Raw genomic sequence first — 16,160 nt, 5'->3', positions numbered from 1 at the left:
TGGCCGGGCGGTGCGAACCTCAGTAAACGGCGAGCCATGCACCGACTGATCCTGATGCGACACGCCCAGGCCGAAAGCGCCGCGCCCACGGGCCTGGACCGCGACCGCCGTCTGGCCGCGCGGGGCCGTGAGGAGGCCCTGCTGATCGGCCGCACCCTGGCGTCCAGGGGTCTGCGTCCCGACCTGACCCTGGTCTCGACCGCGACCCGCACGCGCGAGACCTGGGAGCTGGTTCAGGAGGCGTTCGGCGATGTCGAGGTGCGGCTGGAGCCGGCCCTCTACAACGCGCCCGCCGACGTCCTGCGCGGCCATGTCGAGCGGGCCGAGGAGGAGGCGGGGTGTCTGTTGCTGCTGGCGCACAACCCCGGCGTCCACATGCTGGCCTACGACTATCTGGTCGAAAGCGCGGCCTCGCCCTCGATCCTGGACCGGATGGCCGGGGGATTCCCGACGGCGGCTGCCGCGGTGTTCGAGGTCGATGTGGCCGGGCGCTGCGCCTATGACGGCTGGTTCACGCCCCAGTCGGTCGGCGGCGCCGCCTTCGGGGACGAGTGACGCCATGGCCGCCGGAGACGCCTTCAAGATCGTGGCCGAGACCGAATGGGCGGCGGCCGAGGCTCTGGGCGCCTATGAAGGGTCCGCCGTCGATCTCAAGGACGGCTACATCCACCTGTCCACGGTTGAACAGCTGAGCGGCACGGCGGCGCGTCACTATGCCGGTCAGTCGGGCCTGCTGCTGCTGACCGTCGATCTGGCCCGGGTCGAGGGGGTGGTGTGGGAGCCGTCGCGCGGCGGCGCCCTGTTCCCCCACATCTACGGCCCCCTGCCGGTGTCGGCCGTGACGGCGCGGCGGACGATGTCGGTGGCGGCCGATGGCGTGATGACCCTGGGTCCAGTCCTGTCGTGAGCCTGATGTCGGACATCGGCGCGGTCCTGCTGCGTCAGGTGGAGCCGGAAACGGCGCATCGGCTGGCCATCCGGGCCCTGGCGACCCTGCCCCTGCCGAAACCGCCGGCCGACGATCCGATCCTCAGGACGACAGTGGCGGGTCTGGATCTGCCCAATCCGGTCGGGCTGGCGGCCGGGCTGGACAAGAACGGCGAGGCCCTGCGCGGCCTGTCTCGTCTCGGGTTCGGCTTCGTCGAGTGCGGCTCGGTGACGCCCCTGCCTCAGGCGGGAAATCCGAAGCCCCGCCTGTTCAGGCTCAGCGAAGACCGGGCCATCATCAACCGGATGGGCTTCAACAACGACGGGCTTGAGGCCTTCGCCGCCCGCCTCGACGCCCGGCCGCGACACATGGTCGTCGGCGGAAACCTGGGCGCCAACAAGGACACCGAAGATCGGGCGGCCGACTATGTTCTGGGGCTGAAGCGGCTGGCGGGTCGCGCCGACTATTTCACCGTCAATATCTCCTCGCCCAACACCCCGGGCCTGCGCGCCCTGCAGGGCCGGGCGGCTCTGGACGACCTGCTTGGCCGGGTGGCCGAGGCGCGGTCGGGGCCGCAACCCGTCTTCCTCAAGATCGCCCCGGATCTGAGCGAGGCCGAGATCGTCATGATCGTGGAGGCCGCCCTGGCGCACCGCATCGACGGCCTGATCGTCTCCAACACCACGCTGGAGCGGCCCGCGAGCCTGAAGTCGGGTCTGGCGGGGGAGGCGGGCGGCCTGTCGGGGGCGCCGCTTCGCGATCTGGCCCAGAACGCCCTGATCCACGCGGCGACGGCGTCGGAGGGGCGTCTGCCCCTGATCGCCGTGGGCGGTATCGCCTCGGGCGCCGACGCCTGGGCCCGCATTCGCGCCGGAGCCAGCGCGATCCAGGTCTATTCGGCCCTGATCTACGAGGGTCCGGGACTGGTCGCGGCGATCAAGCGCGATCTGGCGGCGAGGCTGAGGGCCGAAGGGTTTTCCACGGTTTCCGAAGCCGTTTCGACCGGCCGTTGACGCGGCGTTAGTCTAACTTCCCGATAGTGGGCCCCGTCGTGACGGCGTTCCAATACGCGCGTCGCCCGACGCAGGGAGCCGCATGCCTAACACCACCAGGACTGTTGCAACGGATTGGAACGAGGCGGTTCGCAACCGCCGCGAGACCGCCGTGCAACGCGTCGGCGTCGGCCTGGCGACCGGCATGATCGTCAGCCCGATTCTCGGCGCCGGGTTCAGCCTGGGCTGGGCGGTCGCCTATGTGGCGATCCAGCTGATCGAGATCTGGGTGTTCCGTCCGGTCACCGCCAAGCCGTCGCGTCCCATGGGCGGGGGGCGTAGCCTGCTGGGCTGCGTGATCCTGGCCCTGAACACCGCCCTCTACTGCCTGCCGGCGATCCCGCTGTGGATGGCGGGCGGTCCGATGGGCGGACTGGCGGCGACGGTCATGCTCTGCGCGGCCATTCTCTATTCCACGATCAACGCCCCCTCCTCGGCGCGGGTGCTGATCTGCACGGTGACGCCGGAGTTCCTGCTCCTCGGCTCAACCCCCTGGTTCATGGCGTCGCTGGGGGCGCCGAAGGCCCTGGTGGCGACGACCGCCGCCGCGATCGTGGTCTTCGCCATCTACTGCCTGGTCAGCTGGCAGAGGTTGACCGTGTCGCGCAGCCGGGAGCTGCGCAATCGCGCCGAGACCGACCAGCGCCTGCAGTTCGCCGAGCGGGACGCCGCCCGCCGCTCCGCCTATCTGGCCGCCGTCGCCCATGATCTGAGGACGCCGATCGGCGCCATCCTGACGGGCGCGGCCGAACTGGATCAAAGCCGGATGGACGGCGGCGCCCGAAACCAGGCGGCCCTGATCACCGATGCGGGCCTGATGATGAAGGCCCTGCTGGACGACCTGCTCGACCATTCCCGGCTCGAGGCGGGCGGCATGGCCGTCGAGGCGGCGGACTTCAACCTGCGGGCCCTGCTGGCCCAGACCATGCGGCTGTGGACAGGCCCGATCCGGTCCAAGGGTCTTTCCTTCCGCATCGAGGGCGCCCATCAGATGCCCGCCATGGTGCGCGGCGACGCCATGCGCCTGCGTCAGGTGCTGAACAACCTGATTTCCAACGCGGTCAAGTTCACGGACCAGGGCTCGATCACCCTGAAGCTGCGCGCCTGGGCCGAGGAGCCCCAGGGTCACGCGGTGCTGATCGAGGTGGCCGACACCGGTCCCGGGATGAAGCCCGCTCAACTGGCCCGGCTGTTCAATCCCTTCGATCAGACCGAGGAGGGGGTCAGCGCCCGGCACGGCGGCTCGGGCCTCGGCCTCAGCATCAGCCGAAACCTGGTCCAGCTCATGGGCGGCCGCCTGGTGGCGCGCAGCCAGCCTGGCCACGGCGCCGTCTTCACTGTGTCGGTGGTCTTCGCGCCGGCGCTGGACGCCACGGTGCGCAGCACGGCCCTGGACGCCCAGTCGCGGGCCGACGTGGCGCGGGCCCTGGGCCCCGTCGGTCGGATCGAAACCGCATCCCCGGACATGCCTGCCCATGCGCCGGCTTCGCCCGTTGAGGCGACGAAAGTCGCGTCCGCGCTTCAGGCCAACGACGTCGAGACCGATGAGGGCGGCGATGAGCAGGGCCGTCCGCTGCGCGCCCTGGTCGTCGACGATCACGACATCAACAGACGCGCGGTGGAGCTGATCCTCGCGCCCCTGGGCTGCGAGATCGCGGCGGCGGCCGACGGCATGGCCGCCCTGAACCTCTGCCAGACCCAGGCCTTCGACGTCATCTTCATGGATGTGCGGATGCCCGAACTGGACGGGCGCGAGACGACGCGGCGCCTGCGCGCGGGCGGCGGACCGAACGCGGGGGTTCCGGTCATCGCGGTGACGGCTGACACGGGCGAGGACGACATCGCCGCCTGTATGGCGGCCGGCATGACCTATTTCGTCTCCAAGCCCCTAACCCCCTCGGCCCTGTTGGGTGCGCTTCAGTACGTCCTGTCAGGCGAAGCCGACGAGGCCGAGGTCGCCGCTGCCTGAGGCGGGGCTTCAAGGATCATTTGAACGAGGTCGCGGGCGAAATCGTCGGACTTCATCCCGCATTCCCAAACCGTGACAACCGCCCAGCCCGATTCTGTCAATTCCGCCGAGGTGCGGGCGTCGCGGGCGCGGTTTCGATCGACCTTGGCGATCCAGTAGTCGGCGTTGGCCTTGGGCTTGCGCGCGCCTCGCGCACAGTCGTGGCCGTGCCAGAAACAGCCGTGCACGAACAGTGCGATGCGACGGCCCTTCATCACCAGATCGGGTCGGCCGGGCAGGCCGCAGCCGCCCAGCCGGTACCCGATCCCCGCCTCGCGCAGGATGCGGCGCACCCTTAGCTCCGGCGTCGTGTCCCGCCCACGCACCCGCCGCATGACGGCGCTGCGCTTCTCGACGGAAAAGACGTCGGTGGTCACGGGCTCCCCTTAGCCAACACGACCCGGGATGCGCTCAAGTAGCGAGCGACCGCGTCGCGAGCGGTATCGCCAAAAAATGCGCTCAAGCAGCGAGCGACCGCGTCGCAAGCGTTAGCGCCCAAAACGCGCTCGAACAGCGAGGCTCCGCGAGCCGAGCGTTAGCGCTCTTGCTGCCTAGAGCTGCGCCAGCAGGTGCTCGGCGGAGGAGACCTTGAACTCGCCGCCCTGTTCGATGTTCAGCTCGGTGACGACGCCGTCCTTGACCAGCATGGAATAGCGTTGCGAACGCTCGCCCATGCCGAAGCCGGTGGCGTCCAGCGTCAAGCCCAGCGCCTTGGTCAGGTCGCCCGACCCATCGGCCAGGAACAGGATGTCGTCGGCGCCTTCGGTCGACTTCTTCCAGGCGCCCATGACAAAGGCGTCGTTGACCGACAGGCAGGCGATCGTGTCCACGCCCTTGGCCTTCAACGCCGCGCCGTTGTCGACATAGCCGGGCAGGTGGCGGGCCGAGCAGGTCGGGGTGAAGGCGCCGGGAACGGCGAACAGGGCCACGGTCTTGCCCGCGAAGATATCGTCAGTGCTGATCGGCTTGGGGCCGTCGGCCGTGGCTGCGGCGAGGGTGGCGGCCGGGATCTTGTCGCCGATCTGGATGGTCATGACGCTCTTCCTGAGATTGATGTCTATCCCAGCGCAGATAGGCGCAGGCGGTTCAACCGCCAAGAGCGATTATCCGGCGGCGCACACGGCCTTGCGACGGGACGGCGTCTTGCCATTCCGCCCCGTCGCACCGATCATCCAGCCATGAACCCGTTTCAATCCCTCGTCGGGCGGCTGCTGGTGGCCATGCCCGGCATCGGCGACCCCCGGTTCGAGCATGCGGTGATCCTGGTCTGCGTGCACGAACCCGAGCATGCGATGGGATTGCGGCTCGACCAGCCGACCCCTGCGGTGGATCTGAAGTCGGTCCTGTCGAAGCTGGATATCCCCGCGCCCGACAGCGCCATCGGTCGGCCGGTCATGGCCGGCGGACCCGTGGATCGCGAGCGGGGCTTCGTTCTGCACACCGACGACTGGATGAGCGCCGACGCCAGCCTGCCCTTCGCCGAGGGACTGGCGATGACGGCGACCAAGGACGCGCTTCTGGCCATGACCGACGCTGTGGCGGGCCCGCGCCGCTCGGTCCTTCACCTCGGCTATGCCGGATGGGGCGAGGGGCAGCTGGAGGAAGAGCTCGGCGACAATGTCTGGCTGACGGCCGATCCCGACCTGGACGTCATCTTCGACCGCGACCACGACACCAAATGGAGCCGGGCGCTCAAGGGCCTCGGCGTGGACGCTGCCTGGTTGTCGAGCCAGTCGGGGCGGGCCTGAGACGCTTCAGAACACCTGGCCCGGCCGGCCGAAAGCGCCCGGAATGTCAGGCTGGACGGACGCTACGGAGTCTGAGCGGGTGGAACGGATATGGCCAAGGTCACGTTCGGTCTCGGTGCAGGGCGGCGATCGCCCTAGACCGGAGCGAGCGCGTGAAGCAGCAGGACGATTGGCATCTCACGGGGGATATCGATCACGAGCGGGGTCGGGGCGACCCGTTCGCCGCCGCCATTCGCGGGACGCGGATGGCGATGGTCATCACCGACCCCCGGCAGCCCGACAATCCCATCGTCTTCGCCAACGCCGCCTTTCAGAAGCTGACCGGCTATGACCGGGAAGAGATCATCGGGCGCAACTGCCGGTTCCTCCAAGGGCCCCTGACGGACCCCCGCACGGTCGTCGAAATTCGCGAGGCGATCGACGCCGAGCGCGATCTTCAGATCGACATCCTCAACTATCGCAAGGACGGCGAGACGTTCTGGAACGCCCTCTATCTCAGCCCTGTGCGCAACAAGGACGGCCAGGTCGAGTTCTTCTTCGCCTCGCAACTCGACGTGTCGGATCGCATCGAGGCGCATGAAACGGTGTCGCGCGAGAAGTCCCATGTCGAACGGGAGGTCGCGGCGCGGACCAAGGATCTCGAGGCGGCCCTGGCGGTCAAGACCGTCCTGCTTCACGAGGTCGACCACCGGGTGAAGAACAACCTGACCATGATCGGCTCCCTGCTTCGGCTCCAGGCGCGCGCCATTCCGGATCCCGCGCTGCGGGCGACCCTGGATTCCATGCTGGAGCGGGTGGACGCCCTGGCGACCGTGCATCGCCGCCTCTACCAGTCCGAGGACATCACCCGTTTCGACGTCGGCGCCCTGACCGAGACCCTGACCGAGGACGTCATCGGGGCCACGGGCCGCACGAATATCGACGTGATCAAGGACATCGAACCGATCGAGGTCCCCTCGGCCCATGCCTCGGCCATCGGCCTGGTGATCAATGAGCTGCTGACCAACGCCGTGAAACACGCCTATGCCGACGGTCGGCCGGGGCGGCTCCAGGTGTCCGCCAAATCGCGCGGCGGCCGGGCCGAGATCGTCATCGAGGACGATGGCCCCGGCTTCCCGCTCGAGGACCGCTCGGGTCTCGGTCGCAAGCTGATCGGGCGGCTGTCAAAACAGGCGGCGGCCGAGACGCTCTGGCTGCCTGCGAACCCCGGAACCCGGGCCGTCATCGCTTTCGAAGTGGAAGACTAGATGGTCCGTCCCCAGCCGCCCTTCACTGTCCTGATCGTGGAGGATGAGGCGCTCCTGGCCCTGGACCTCGAGGCCATGGTGACGGACTGCGGTCACACGGTCGTGGGCGAAGCCATGTCCCTGTCCGACGTCGAGGCCCTGGGTGCTCTGACGGCACCCGACATCGCCTTTGTGGACATGAACCTGGCGGACGGGTCGAATGGACTGGAGGTCAGCCACTTCATCCGCCGACACTGGCCCGATACGGCGATCGTTTTCATCACGGCCAATCCCGCCGCTATCCCGGTCGATTTCGCCGGGGCGCACGGGGTGATCGCCAAGCCCTTCTCCCACATCGGCCTGACCTCGGCGATGCGGTTCATTGAGGAGGGCATCAGCGACCCGCCGCCCAAGTCCGGCCGCCCGGCCAGCTTCGTGCCGTCGCCCAATATCGCCGAGGCCTGGAACGCCGCCTAACCGGCAGGCTCCGCTTCGAACACCACCACGCCGTCCACCACGGTCAGCACCGCCCGGCCCTTGGGGATGTCGGCTTCGGGCGCGGTCATCAGGTCGATGTCGAAGGCGGTGAAATCGGCGCGCTTGCCGACCTCGATCGTGCCCAGTTCGTCCTCGCGGAAGCTGGCGTAGGCCGGCCAGAGGGTGAACATCTTCAGGGCCGTCTCGCGCGACACCGCCTGCATCGGCCGCCAGTCGAAACCCTGGAAGCCGTTCAGGTCGCGGCGGGCGACGGCGGCGTAGAATTCGATCAGTGGCGCGCCCCGCTCGACCGGGGCGTCCGATCCGCCGACCACCGGCAGGCCCAGTTCCACGAAATCCCGCCAGGCATAAGCGCCGTCCAGCCGGGCGTCGCCGAGGCGGGCGGGCGCGAAATGCAGGTCGCCGATGGCATGGCTGGGCTGCATGGAGGGAATGACGCCCAGGCCGGCGAACAACATCTCGTCGCGCGGCCGCACGATCTGGGCGTGCTCGATGCGCCAGCGCGGATCGCGGACGGCGCGCTGTTCCGGCTGGACCTCCATCATGGCGTGCAGATACCAGTCCAGAACCTCTGAGTTTCCCCGGTCGCCGATGGCGTGGGTGGTGACCTGGATCCCCTTGCGCAGGGCGTCCTCATAGAGAGGCAGGACCTCGGCCTCGGTGGTCAGCATCAGGCCGCGATTGTGCGGGTCGTCCGAATAGGGATCGAACAGGGCCGCGCCGCGCGACCCGAGCGCGCCGTCAGCGTAGAATTTGATCGCGCGAGTGATGACCCGGCCGTCGGCCACGCTGCGCGCGCCGCCCTCGATCAGGGCCCGGGCGCCGTCGGGGGTGATGTTGTTGTAGACGCGCAGCGGCGCCTCGCCCGCCTCGGCCATCTGTTCCAGCAGGGGCACGTCCTTCCACGGCGCGCTCATGAAATGCAGGCCGGTCCAGCCATAGGCAGCCTCGACCCGGAAGCCGGCGCGATAGGCGTCGCGAAGGGCCTCAGGATCGGCCTGGGGGGCGAGGGTCTCGACCAGGCTCATGGCGGCGTCGACGAAGAAGCCGTTGGGGCGGCCATCAGGCGTCTTGTCGATGCGTCCGCCGGCCGGGGCGGGGGTCGAGGCGTCGATCCGGGCGGCGGTGAGGGCGGCGGACGAGACGGTCACCGCATGGCCGTCGGCCCGGGTCAGCAGGACGATCCGCCCCGGGGCGGCGGCGTCGAGATCGGCGGCGGTCAGAAAGCGCGCCTCGGGCCAATGGGTCTCGATCCATCCGCGGCCGACGATGACGCCCTCGGGATGGGCGGCGGCCCAGTCCGACAGCCGCTTCATGGCCTCGGCGATGGAGGCGGAGCCTTCGAGGTTCAGGGTCAGTTCGCGCCAGCCGATGCCGTCCAGATGGGCGTGGCCGTCGGTAAAGCCGGGAAACAGGGTCGCGCCCTTCAGATCCACGACGACGTCGTCGTCCCGCGTCTCCGTCGGGCGGTTGGGGCCCACATAGGCGATGCGGCCGTCGCGGACGACGACCATCTCGGCGGGCGGGGCGCCGTCCACGCCGGTGTGGATCGTCCCGCCGTGGAGGATCAGGCTCTGGGCCCGGCCGACGCCCGGCGCCGCGATCAGGACGAAGGCGGCGCCGGCGAGGAGGGCGGCCCTCATGCGCCGGCCGGCTTGCCGACCAGGGCGTCCACCGAGTTGACCGTTACGGCGTGATAGCCGGGGCGGGCGCGGGCGTAGATGCGGGTGGCGATCGGCCGGCCCCAGTCGCCCTCGGCCCACAGGCTGGCGAACAGGGGCAGGACGAACTTGCGACGGCCCATGGAGGTCAGGAAGGTCTCCAGCGCCGGGACGGCGGGCTGATAGCGATGGGCGACCGCCACCTGAAGCCAGGAGAAGAGGACCTCGGCGTTCCCCTGGGCGTTCAGGTTCAGGGTCTTCTGCAGGTCGTCCAGCTGCTGGGTCGTCAACCAGTCGGCGCCGTCCCTCAGATTGGCCGGACGCCAGTTCAGGAAACGCTGGCGCTGCTGGGTGTTCCAGCCGCTCCACGGGATGGCGGAGGCGGGGCCGCGATCGGCGAAGAAGGCCTTGGCGGCGTTGTCCACCTGGTCGAAGGCCTGCGAGGTCGGGGCCACGGCATTGGACGGCAGGCCGGGCTGATAGACCCACTGGTCCAGCATCAGCCGCTGTTCCAGGGCCGCGTCGCCCTTGACCAGATTGGCGCGGATGTCCTGGAGGAACAGGTCGGTGGTCATCGGCCGGAAGGCGTTGCGCTGGAAATAGCCCTTCAGCCAGACGTCGAAGGCCGGGCGGCCGACGATGCGTTCGATGGTCTCGAGGAAGGCCGCGCCCTTCTCATAGGCGATGTCGGTCATGCCCTCGTCGGGATCGCGCCCCTTGAGGTCGAGGTGCAGCCGGGTGTCGGCGGCGGGCAGGGCCTTGAGTTCGGATTGCAGCGAATCCCAGCCCAGAACCCGCTCCTGCTGGGCCCGGTCTGCGCCGTAGACCGCCTCCATGATCCGGTTCTGGAAGTAGGTGGTGAAGCCCTCGTTCAGCCAGAAGTCGTTCCAGGTGGCGTTGGTCACCAGATTGCCGGACCAGGAGTGGGCCAGTTCGTGGGCGACCAGGCTGACCAGCGACTTGTCGCCCGCCACCACCGTCGGGGTGGCGAAGGTCAGGCGCGGGTTCTCCATCCCGCCGAACGGGAAGGAGGGCGGCAGGATCAAGAGGTCGTAGCGGCCCCAGGCATAGGGGCCGTAGAGACCCTCGGCGGCCGTGACCATCTGGCCGACCTCGGCGAACTCGGCCTTGGCGGCGGCGAGGCGGCCGGGCTCGGTCCAGACGCCGGTGCGGCCGTCCTCGGAGGCGAAGGCCAGGTCGCCCACGCCGATGGCGATCAGATAGGGCGGGACCGGATTGGTCATGCGGAAGCGCCAGGCCTTCTGGCCCTGACCGGCGCTTTCGCCCTCGGGCGTCAGCATTTCGGCGCTCATCACGGCCTTGAGCGTGTCCGGCGTGACGATGCGGGCGGAATAGGTCTGGCGGATGCCGGGGCTGTCCTGGGTCGGGATCCAGGTGCGGGTCAGGATGGCCTGGCCCTGGCTGAACAGGAAGGGCAGCTTGCCGCCCGCCGTCTGGGCCGGGGTCAGCCACTGCAGGGCGGCGGCCGTCGGACGGGTCGAATAGTCGACGACGATCTTCTGCACCTTTCCGGCGACGAAGGCCGGGGTGGTGATGGTCAGGGCCTGACCCAGGATCGGGTCGGACGCGCCGAGCTGGAACGGCAGGGCCGCGCCCTTATCGTCGCGGACGGCGCGGATATCGAGGTCGCGGGTGTCGAGCACCAGGGTCGTCGCGCCCGGCTCGCCGGTGACGTCCAGGGTCGCGGTGCCCGACAGGGTCTTGGCGTTGAAGTCGGCGACGAGATCGAGGGCGACATGCTTGACCCGGGCGACCTGGGGCTGGGCGTAGGAGTGGACATCCTGCGGATAGGCGGCGATGGGCGCCGTGGCCGAGGCGGGCAGGGGCGGCATGTCCGACTTCGGATCCTTCGCCCCCATCTGGTCGCAGGCGGCCAGGGCGCCGAGGGAGACGGTCGCGGCCAGTAGGGCGGCGAGAGAGAGGCGGCTGCGGGTCATTCAACGCTCCGAACACTTCTGCGGGTCAGGGCGGTGAGACAGCACCCCGCCGCCGCAGAAATCAAGAGCGGGCGATCAGGCGGCCAGGTCGCGAGGCTGGGTCAGGCGGCGGGGGCGACCGCCGGCCGGTGCTTCGCCACGAACAGACGGCCGCGCTCGGCGAAGAGGACCGCGCACAGGGCGAGCAGACCCATGACCGTCACCCCGATCACCATGGGGGCGGCGCTGCCATTGAACTGCTGACCAATGGCGAACCCCGCGAGAGAACCACAGATGGTGGAGATGAAGCCCTGAACGGATGACGCCGTCCCGGCGATGTGACCCATGGGCTCCATGGCCATGGAGCCGAAATTACCGGCCAGAAGCCCGAAGCAGAACATGGTGCCGGCCTGGAGCATGGCGAAGGTCCAGATCGTCTCGTGGCCCGACAGCACGACCACGGTGTGGAGTGCGCCGAAGGCGATGAAGCCCAGCAGGGCCGAATGGCCGATCAGCCGCGACCCCAGACGCTCGACCAGTTTCGCGTTCAGCACCGAGGCGACGGCGATGCCGCCGGCGATCAGGGCGAAGACGGTGGTGAACAGGTGCGGGGCCTTGAACACGTCGAAGAAAATCTGCTGCGACGAGTTGATGAAGCCGAACAGGGCGCCCGTGATCGCCGTCATGGCCAGGGTGTAGCCCATGGCCTGTCGGTTGGTCAGGGCCTGTTTAAAGGCGCCCAGGATGCGCAGGGGCTGGATTGGCAGGCGATCCTCGGGGTGGAGGGTCTCGGGCAGGCGCAGACTGGTCCAGACCATCAGGGCGATGCCGGCGAAGGCCAGGACGCCGAAGATCTCCCGCCATTCGGCGACCAGAAGGATCAGCTGGCCCAGGGACGGGGCGATGATCGGCACGCCGAGGAAGACCAGGAAGCTCAGCGACATGACCCGGGCCATGGTCCGGCCCTGATAGCGGTCGCGCACGATGGAGACCGCCAGAACGCGGGTCGCGGCCGATCCCAGCCCCTGACCGATCCGCGCCAGGATCAGGGTGTCGAAGGTCGGAGCGAAGGCCGCCACCAGGCTAAACAGGATATAGACGCCGACGCCGATCAGCAGCACCCGCTTGCGCCCGAACCGGTCGGACAGGGGGCCATAGATGATCTGGGCGGCGCCGAAGCCCAGCAGATAGGCGGTGACCACCCATTGACGGCTGTTCTCGTTGACCACGCCCAGAGCGTTTCCGATGTCGGGCAGGGCCGGCAGCATGGAATCGATCGCCAAGGCGTTGAGCGCCATCATCAGGGCGATCATGCAGACGAACTCGGGGAAGCCCGGCCCTTTCACCTTATCCGGAGAAACAGGTGCGGTGTCTGTCTGGGAAGAGGCCATGCGGGCCAGATGCCCCGTGCGGCCGACGACCGCAACCTCGGCGGCGACAATTAATGTTGCAGCGCAACACGAATGAGCCGCCCCCGGAAAGGCAAAAGGGCCGCCGGATCGCTCCGACGGCCCTCATTGTCTGACCGCGAACGGCCGGACCGCAAACTCAGCCTGAAAGGCGCTCAAACAGCCCGAAGGGCGTAGCGCACCCGATTGTCAGGACCGAACCTCTCCGAGGCCCAGGCTCGCGGAAACCGCACGCGATGGATGACAATGAGACACTGGATCACCTCCTTTCGACTGTTGAACAGGGACGTCGAAGGTGGATCGGATCGTGGCCGGGCGAAAGGCCCCCTCCCGATGTCGTGATCGCCGCGAATATCCCTTTGCGCTCAAGCAGCGAGCGACCGCGTCGCGAGCGTTAGCGCGTCGCGTCAGCGACCAGATCACAATGCGCTCAAGCAGCGAGCGACCGCGTCGCGAGCGTTGGCGCGTCGCGTCAGCGACCAGATCACAATGCGCTCAAGCAGCGAGGCTCCGCGAGCCGAGCGTCAGCGCCACAAAAGAACTACGCCGCCAGCCCCTGCATGATCGACCGGTTGATGTCGATCAGGGTCTCGAAGTCGTTGTCGTCGCCGCGCATGATCTCGGACGAGTGGCGGTTCACGAACAGGCTCAACGACACGATCTGGGCGCGCACGGGCAGGGCCATGGCGTTGTCCGGGTCCTGGCAGGCGGTCGCTAGGGTGGACCACAGGCGGCGGTTCCAGTCGATCGCGTCGATCCGCGTCTTGAGATCCGACGGATCGACCGTCGACGCATGCATCAGGGCGCGCGTCACCTGGCCGAACAGGCGGTATTCGGTCTCGCGCGGAGATTCAGTCCGCGTCGCCGCCTGTTTGTAAGCGTGGTGCATGCCCCAGCCTTTGCTCTTCGTATTCAACCAGTTTCCGCGCACCCATCAGGGCCTTGTAGTACTCGCGGGACAGGACGTGTTTGGAGACCCCGACGCATTCGGCCAGGATCGCGGGATTGGAGATGGCGCCCATGAACTCGCTGAGCCTCAGCACGAACTCGTCGTACATCTTGGGCGCCGAGCTTTCGTCGAGATACATCATCATCACGGGGAAGTAGATGCGGCTGGCGGGCGTGGTGACGTCCTCCGGCTGCATGATGTCCTTCTCACGAAGGACGGAGGCCTTGTTCTGCAGCAGCAGAACCCCGCGCCGGTCGCCGTTCTGAACGACGGCGCCGTTCAGGACGAACTTCTCTCCGGGTTTCAGAGACAGCTTCAGGGCCATGGGGCGGGTCCTCCATTCGCGCCCGCCGCACATCCATACGGGTTCGGGACTGATACAGATTAAACAGTCGTGGTTAACCATCTGTTGTGACCGGTCGCCGGCCCCCGATGGAAGGCCCGAGGGAACACGGCGCGTGCGCGGACCGTTGAGCCTTCACACAGGGAGGCGACCATGCCCGAACAGGATTTTGAACGGGACGACCAGGCCGGAGCCGAGGCCTTCGACGAAACCCACATCGACGACGAGGGGGAGGGCGACCTGCTGCTCGACGAAGCCGACGGCGTGCTGGACGTGACCCAGGCCGACGGGGACGCCGACGAAGACGATTTCGACGAGGACGATCTGGATCTGGAGGACCAACTGGGCGCCGGCGGCATCGAGGCCGAGGCGGACGCTCTGCTGGGCGTGGATGGCGAACGGATCAATCGGCTGGACGACGAGGCCGACGCCCGATCGGCAGAGGACGAGGTCGAGCTGGTCTATTCCGGCCTGATGGAGAACGCCCGCGGCGCCCAGGCGAGCGCCGCCCACTGGGAGGCCAAGACCCTTTCGGACGACGACATCGCCGACCTCGGCTACGGCCCGGACGGGGACGGCTCCGATCCGGCCTCATCCGCCGAACAAGACAGGATTTGAACCCATGACCGACCCCAACACCAGGCGCGACCAGGACAGCGACACCCCCCACGCCCGCCGGGCCGAGGAATTGAAGGGGAAGCCGGACCATATGCGTCAGCGCGAGCGGGACGCCGAGGACCGTCAGGAGGCTCTCGTGGACGAGGGCGTCGAAGAGACCTTCCCCGCGAGTGATCCGGTTTCGGTCAAACGCATCACCTGACCCGGACTTGGCCCCCGGCGCTTCGTGATCGTTGTTAAGCGGCGCGGAGCCCGGTAGGGATTTCGGTCAGTTGTAAAGTGCAACCCACCGGAGCCTGGAATGACGCGGCCGACCGACCGGTTCGAGGGAACCTCGAACTACATCGCCACCGACGACCTGAAGATCGCGGTCAACGCCGCCGTGGCGCTGGAGCGGCCCCTGTTGATCAAGGGTGAGCCGGGCACGGGCAAGACGGTCCTGGCCTATGAGATGGCCAAGGCCTTGGATGCACCCCTGATCACCTGGCACGTCAAGTCCACGACCAAGGCCCATAACGGCCTCTATGAGTATGACGCCGTCAGCCGGCTGCGCGACAGCCAGCTGGGCGAGGAGCGGGTTCATGACGTCCGCAACTATCTGAAGTAGGGCAAGCTGTGGGAGGCCTTCACCTCCCCGGTCCGACCCGTCCTGCTGATCGACGAGATCGACAAGGCCGACATCGAGTTTCCCAACGACCTGCTCCAGGAGCTGGACCGGATGGAGTTCTATGTTCAGGAGATCGACGAGACGATCCGCGCCGAGATCCGGCCGGTCGTGGTCATCACCTCCAACAACGAGAAGGAACTGCCCGACGCCTTCCTGCGCCGCTGCTTCTTCCACTACATCCGCTTCCCGGACGAGGAGACGATGAAGTCCATCGTCGAGGTCCACTTCCCCGGCATCAAGCCGAGACTGGTGTCGGAGGCGCTGAAGACCTTCTACGGCATCCGCGAGACGCCGGGGCTGAAGAAGAAGCCCTCGACATCGGAGCTGCTGGACTGGCTGAAGCTGTTGCTGGTCGAGGACATCGACGCCGAGACCCTGAGGGAAAAGGCTCCCAACAAGCTGATCCCGCCCCTGCACGGCGCCCTGCTGAAGAACGAGCAGGACGTGCACCTGTTCGAGCGTCTGGCCTTCCTCAGCCGCCGCGAGGGCGCCCGTCCGGGCGGCTGAGGCCACGGTTCCGAACAGGTTTCGTCACGCCGATTACCGCGATTTCACTGGAATCCCGGCGGCGTCGGCGCAGGATGGAAATCTGGAGCGAGGATCTGGGTTCGAATGCGATCGCATTCGAACCGATCTCGCTCTAACGAGGACCGGTCATGTTTCGCCTGCTGCTCATTTCCGCCGTTTCCGCCGTCGCCCTGACTGGGTGCGACGACGGCGGCGTGCGCATCTCCAGCCGCACCACCGGCGAAGAGGCCGGGGTGATGAGGGTCGTCGACGCCCTCCAGTGCCCCGAAACCCTGGGCGCCCTGACGCGCAAGGGTTCGGCCAGCGGCGACGGTCTGGTCTGCAACTACACCGGCCCGCGCGGCGCCGAGGTTTCGCTGCATCTGGTCCGCCTGGACGGACAGTCGGTGGATCAGGTTCTGGCCGGGTTCGAGACACGGCTCGCGGCCGACCTGCCCGAGGCCGCCGCGCGCGTGAACGCCGAGACGGCCAGGGCGGACGCCGACGCCGCGCGCGCCGAGGCGGATCGGGCGAGAGCCGAGGCCGACCAGGCGCGCGTGGAGGCTGACGCCGCCCGGGACACGGCGGGCGAAGCCGCTTCGGTGACGG

The 16,160-nt window shown here is 68.1% G+C and carries 16 protein-coding genes and 2 pseudogenes; 11 read left to right on the top strand and 7 right to left on the bottom strand.

The genetic code is table 11. The annotated features are described in order from the left end of the window. The first annotated feature begins 36 nt into the window (after positions 1 to 36). The 4 genes from ACT6QK_RS08930 (at position 37) to ACT6QK_RS08915 (ending at position 3,949) form a co-directional block, all read left to right on the top strand. On the top strand, positions 37 to 555 hold the full coding sequence (locus ACT6QK_RS08930; RefSeq protein ID WP_444597477.1) for a SixA phosphatase family protein: 519 nt from the start codon (positions 37 to 39) through the stop codon (positions 553 to 555). 4 nt (positions 556 to 559) lie between these two features. Continuing rightward, positions 560 to 907 carry a DUF952 domain-containing protein gene (locus tag ACT6QK_RS08925; protein WP_444597476.1) on the top strand — a complete coding sequence of 116 codons (348 nt, stop codon included), beginning with the start codon at positions 560 to 562 and terminating at the stop codon, positions 905 to 907. A gap of 5 nt (positions 908 to 912) precedes the next feature. Next, on the top strand, positions 913 to 1,941 hold the full coding sequence (locus tag ACT6QK_RS08920; protein WP_444597496.1) for a quinone-dependent dihydroorotate dehydrogenase: 1,029 nt from the start codon (positions 913 to 915) through the stop codon (positions 1,939 to 1,941). 82 nt (positions 1,942 to 2,023) lie between these two features. Then, on the top strand, positions 2,024 to 3,949 hold the full coding sequence (locus ACT6QK_RS08915; RefSeq protein WP_444597475.1) for a hybrid sensor histidine kinase/response regulator: 1,926 nt from the start codon (positions 2,024 to 2,026) through the stop codon (positions 3,947 to 3,949). On the opposite strand, the gene ACT6QK_RS08910 is transcribed toward ACT6QK_RS08915, so the two are convergent. Both ACT6QK_RS08910 and ACT6QK_RS08905 read right to left on the bottom strand, forming a co-directional pair. Then, entirely contained in the window at positions 3,898 to 4,365 is a 468-nt protein-coding gene (locus ACT6QK_RS08910) for a very short patch repair endonuclease (RefSeq protein WP_444597474.1), read from the bottom strand. The two genes, ACT6QK_RS08915 and ACT6QK_RS08910, sit on opposite strands and share 52 nt — an antisense overlap. Positions 4,366 to 4,539: 174 nt before the next feature. Next, positions 4,540 to 5,022, bottom strand: a complete 483-nt coding sequence (locus ACT6QK_RS08905; protein ID WP_444597473.1) for a peroxiredoxin — start codon at positions 5,020 to 5,022, stop codon at positions 4,540 to 4,542. A gap of 144 nt (positions 5,023 to 5,166) precedes the next feature. Here ACT6QK_RS08905 and ACT6QK_RS08900 point away from each other — a divergent pair, with 144 nt between their 5' ends. From ACT6QK_RS08900 to ACT6QK_RS08890, 3 genes are all read left to right on the top strand, one after another. Then, positions 5,167 to 5,736 carry a YqgE/AlgH family protein gene (locus tag ACT6QK_RS08900; protein ID WP_444597472.1) on the top strand — a complete coding sequence of 190 codons (570 nt, stop codon included), beginning with the start codon at positions 5,167 to 5,169 and terminating at the stop codon, positions 5,734 to 5,736. 152 nt (positions 5,737 to 5,888) lie between these two features. After that, complete coding sequence (locus ACT6QK_RS08895) at positions 5,889 to 6,983, top strand: histidine kinase dimerization/phosphoacceptor domain -containing protein (RefSeq protein ID WP_444597471.1); 1,095 nt, start codon at positions 5,889 to 5,891, stop codon at positions 6,981 to 6,983. Next, positions 6,984 to 7,439 (top strand): response regulator, encoded by a 456-nt coding sequence (locus ACT6QK_RS08890; protein ID WP_444597470.1) that lies wholly within the window; start codon positions 6,984 to 6,986, stop codon positions 7,437 to 7,439. It abuts the gene before it with no gap. Here the strand turns inward: ACT6QK_RS08890 and ACT6QK_RS08885 are convergent. The 5 genes from ACT6QK_RS08885 to flbT form a co-directional block, all read right to left on the bottom strand. Next, positions 7,436 to 9,103: an amidohydrolase gene (locus ACT6QK_RS08885; RefSeq protein WP_444597469.1), complete on the bottom strand. Its 1,668-nt coding sequence runs from the start codon at positions 9,101 to 9,103 to the stop codon at positions 7,436 to 7,438. The two genes, ACT6QK_RS08890 and ACT6QK_RS08885, sit on opposite strands and share 4 nt — an antisense overlap. Then, positions 9,100 to 11,079, bottom strand: a complete 1,980-nt coding sequence (locus ACT6QK_RS08880) for a M1 family metallopeptidase (RefSeq protein ID WP_444597468.1) — start codon at positions 11,077 to 11,079, stop codon at positions 9,100 to 9,102. The genes ACT6QK_RS08885 and ACT6QK_RS08880 overlap by 4 nt, the downstream gene beginning before the upstream one ends. Before the next feature lie 101 nt (positions 11,080 to 11,180). After that, entirely contained in the window at positions 11,181 to 12,449 is a 1,269-nt protein-coding gene (locus tag ACT6QK_RS08875) for a multidrug effflux MFS transporter (RefSeq protein ID WP_444597467.1), read from the bottom strand. A 559-nt stretch (positions 12,450 to 13,008) separates the two neighbouring features. After that, positions 13,009 to 13,356 (bottom strand): flagellar biosynthesis regulator FlaF, encoded by a 348-nt coding sequence (gene flaF / locus ACT6QK_RS08870; RefSeq protein ID WP_444597466.1) that lies wholly within the window; start codon positions 13,354 to 13,356, stop codon positions 13,009 to 13,011. Then, positions 13,319 to 13,741 (bottom strand): flagellar biosynthesis repressor FlbT, encoded by a 423-nt coding sequence (gene flbT, locus ACT6QK_RS08865; RefSeq protein ID WP_444597465.1) that lies wholly within the window; start codon positions 13,739 to 13,741, stop codon positions 13,319 to 13,321. The genes flaF and flbT overlap by 38 nt, the downstream gene beginning before the upstream one ends. Before the next feature lie 171 nt (positions 13,742 to 13,912). Between flbT and ACT6QK_RS08860 the strand changes: the two genes are divergently transcribed. The 4 genes and pseudogenes from ACT6QK_RS08860 to ACT6QK_RS08845 form a co-directional block, all read left to right on the top strand. After that, on the top strand, positions 13,913 to 14,377 hold the full coding sequence (locus tag ACT6QK_RS08860) for a hypothetical protein (RefSeq protein WP_444597464.1): 465 nt from the start codon (positions 13,913 to 13,915) through the stop codon (positions 14,375 to 14,377). A gap of 4 nt (positions 14,378 to 14,381) precedes the next feature. Further along, the gene (locus ACT6QK_RS08855) at positions 14,382 to 14,579 is read left to right on the top strand and encodes a hypothetical protein (RefSeq protein WP_444597463.1); all 198 of its coding nucleotides are present in this window, start codon (positions 14,382 to 14,384) and stop codon (positions 14,577 to 14,579) included. A 99-nt stretch (positions 14,580 to 14,678) separates the two neighbouring features. Then, positions 14,679 to 15,551, top strand: a pseudogene (locus ACT6QK_RS08850) (AAA family ATPase). A 149-nt stretch (positions 15,552 to 15,700) separates the two neighbouring features. After that, positions 15,701 to 16,160 (top strand): annotated as a pseudogene (locus ACT6QK_RS08845) (methyltransferase type 11); the annotation flags it as partial.

It is taken from the genome of Brevundimonas sp. (assembly GCF_052436175.1).
Taxonomy (GTDB): domain Bacteria; phylum Pseudomonadota; class Alphaproteobacteria; order Caulobacterales; family Caulobacteraceae; genus Brevundimonas.
The sequence above is the reverse complement of the archived record's forward strand: the minus strand, read 5'-3'. Positions and strand labels throughout refer to the sequence as shown.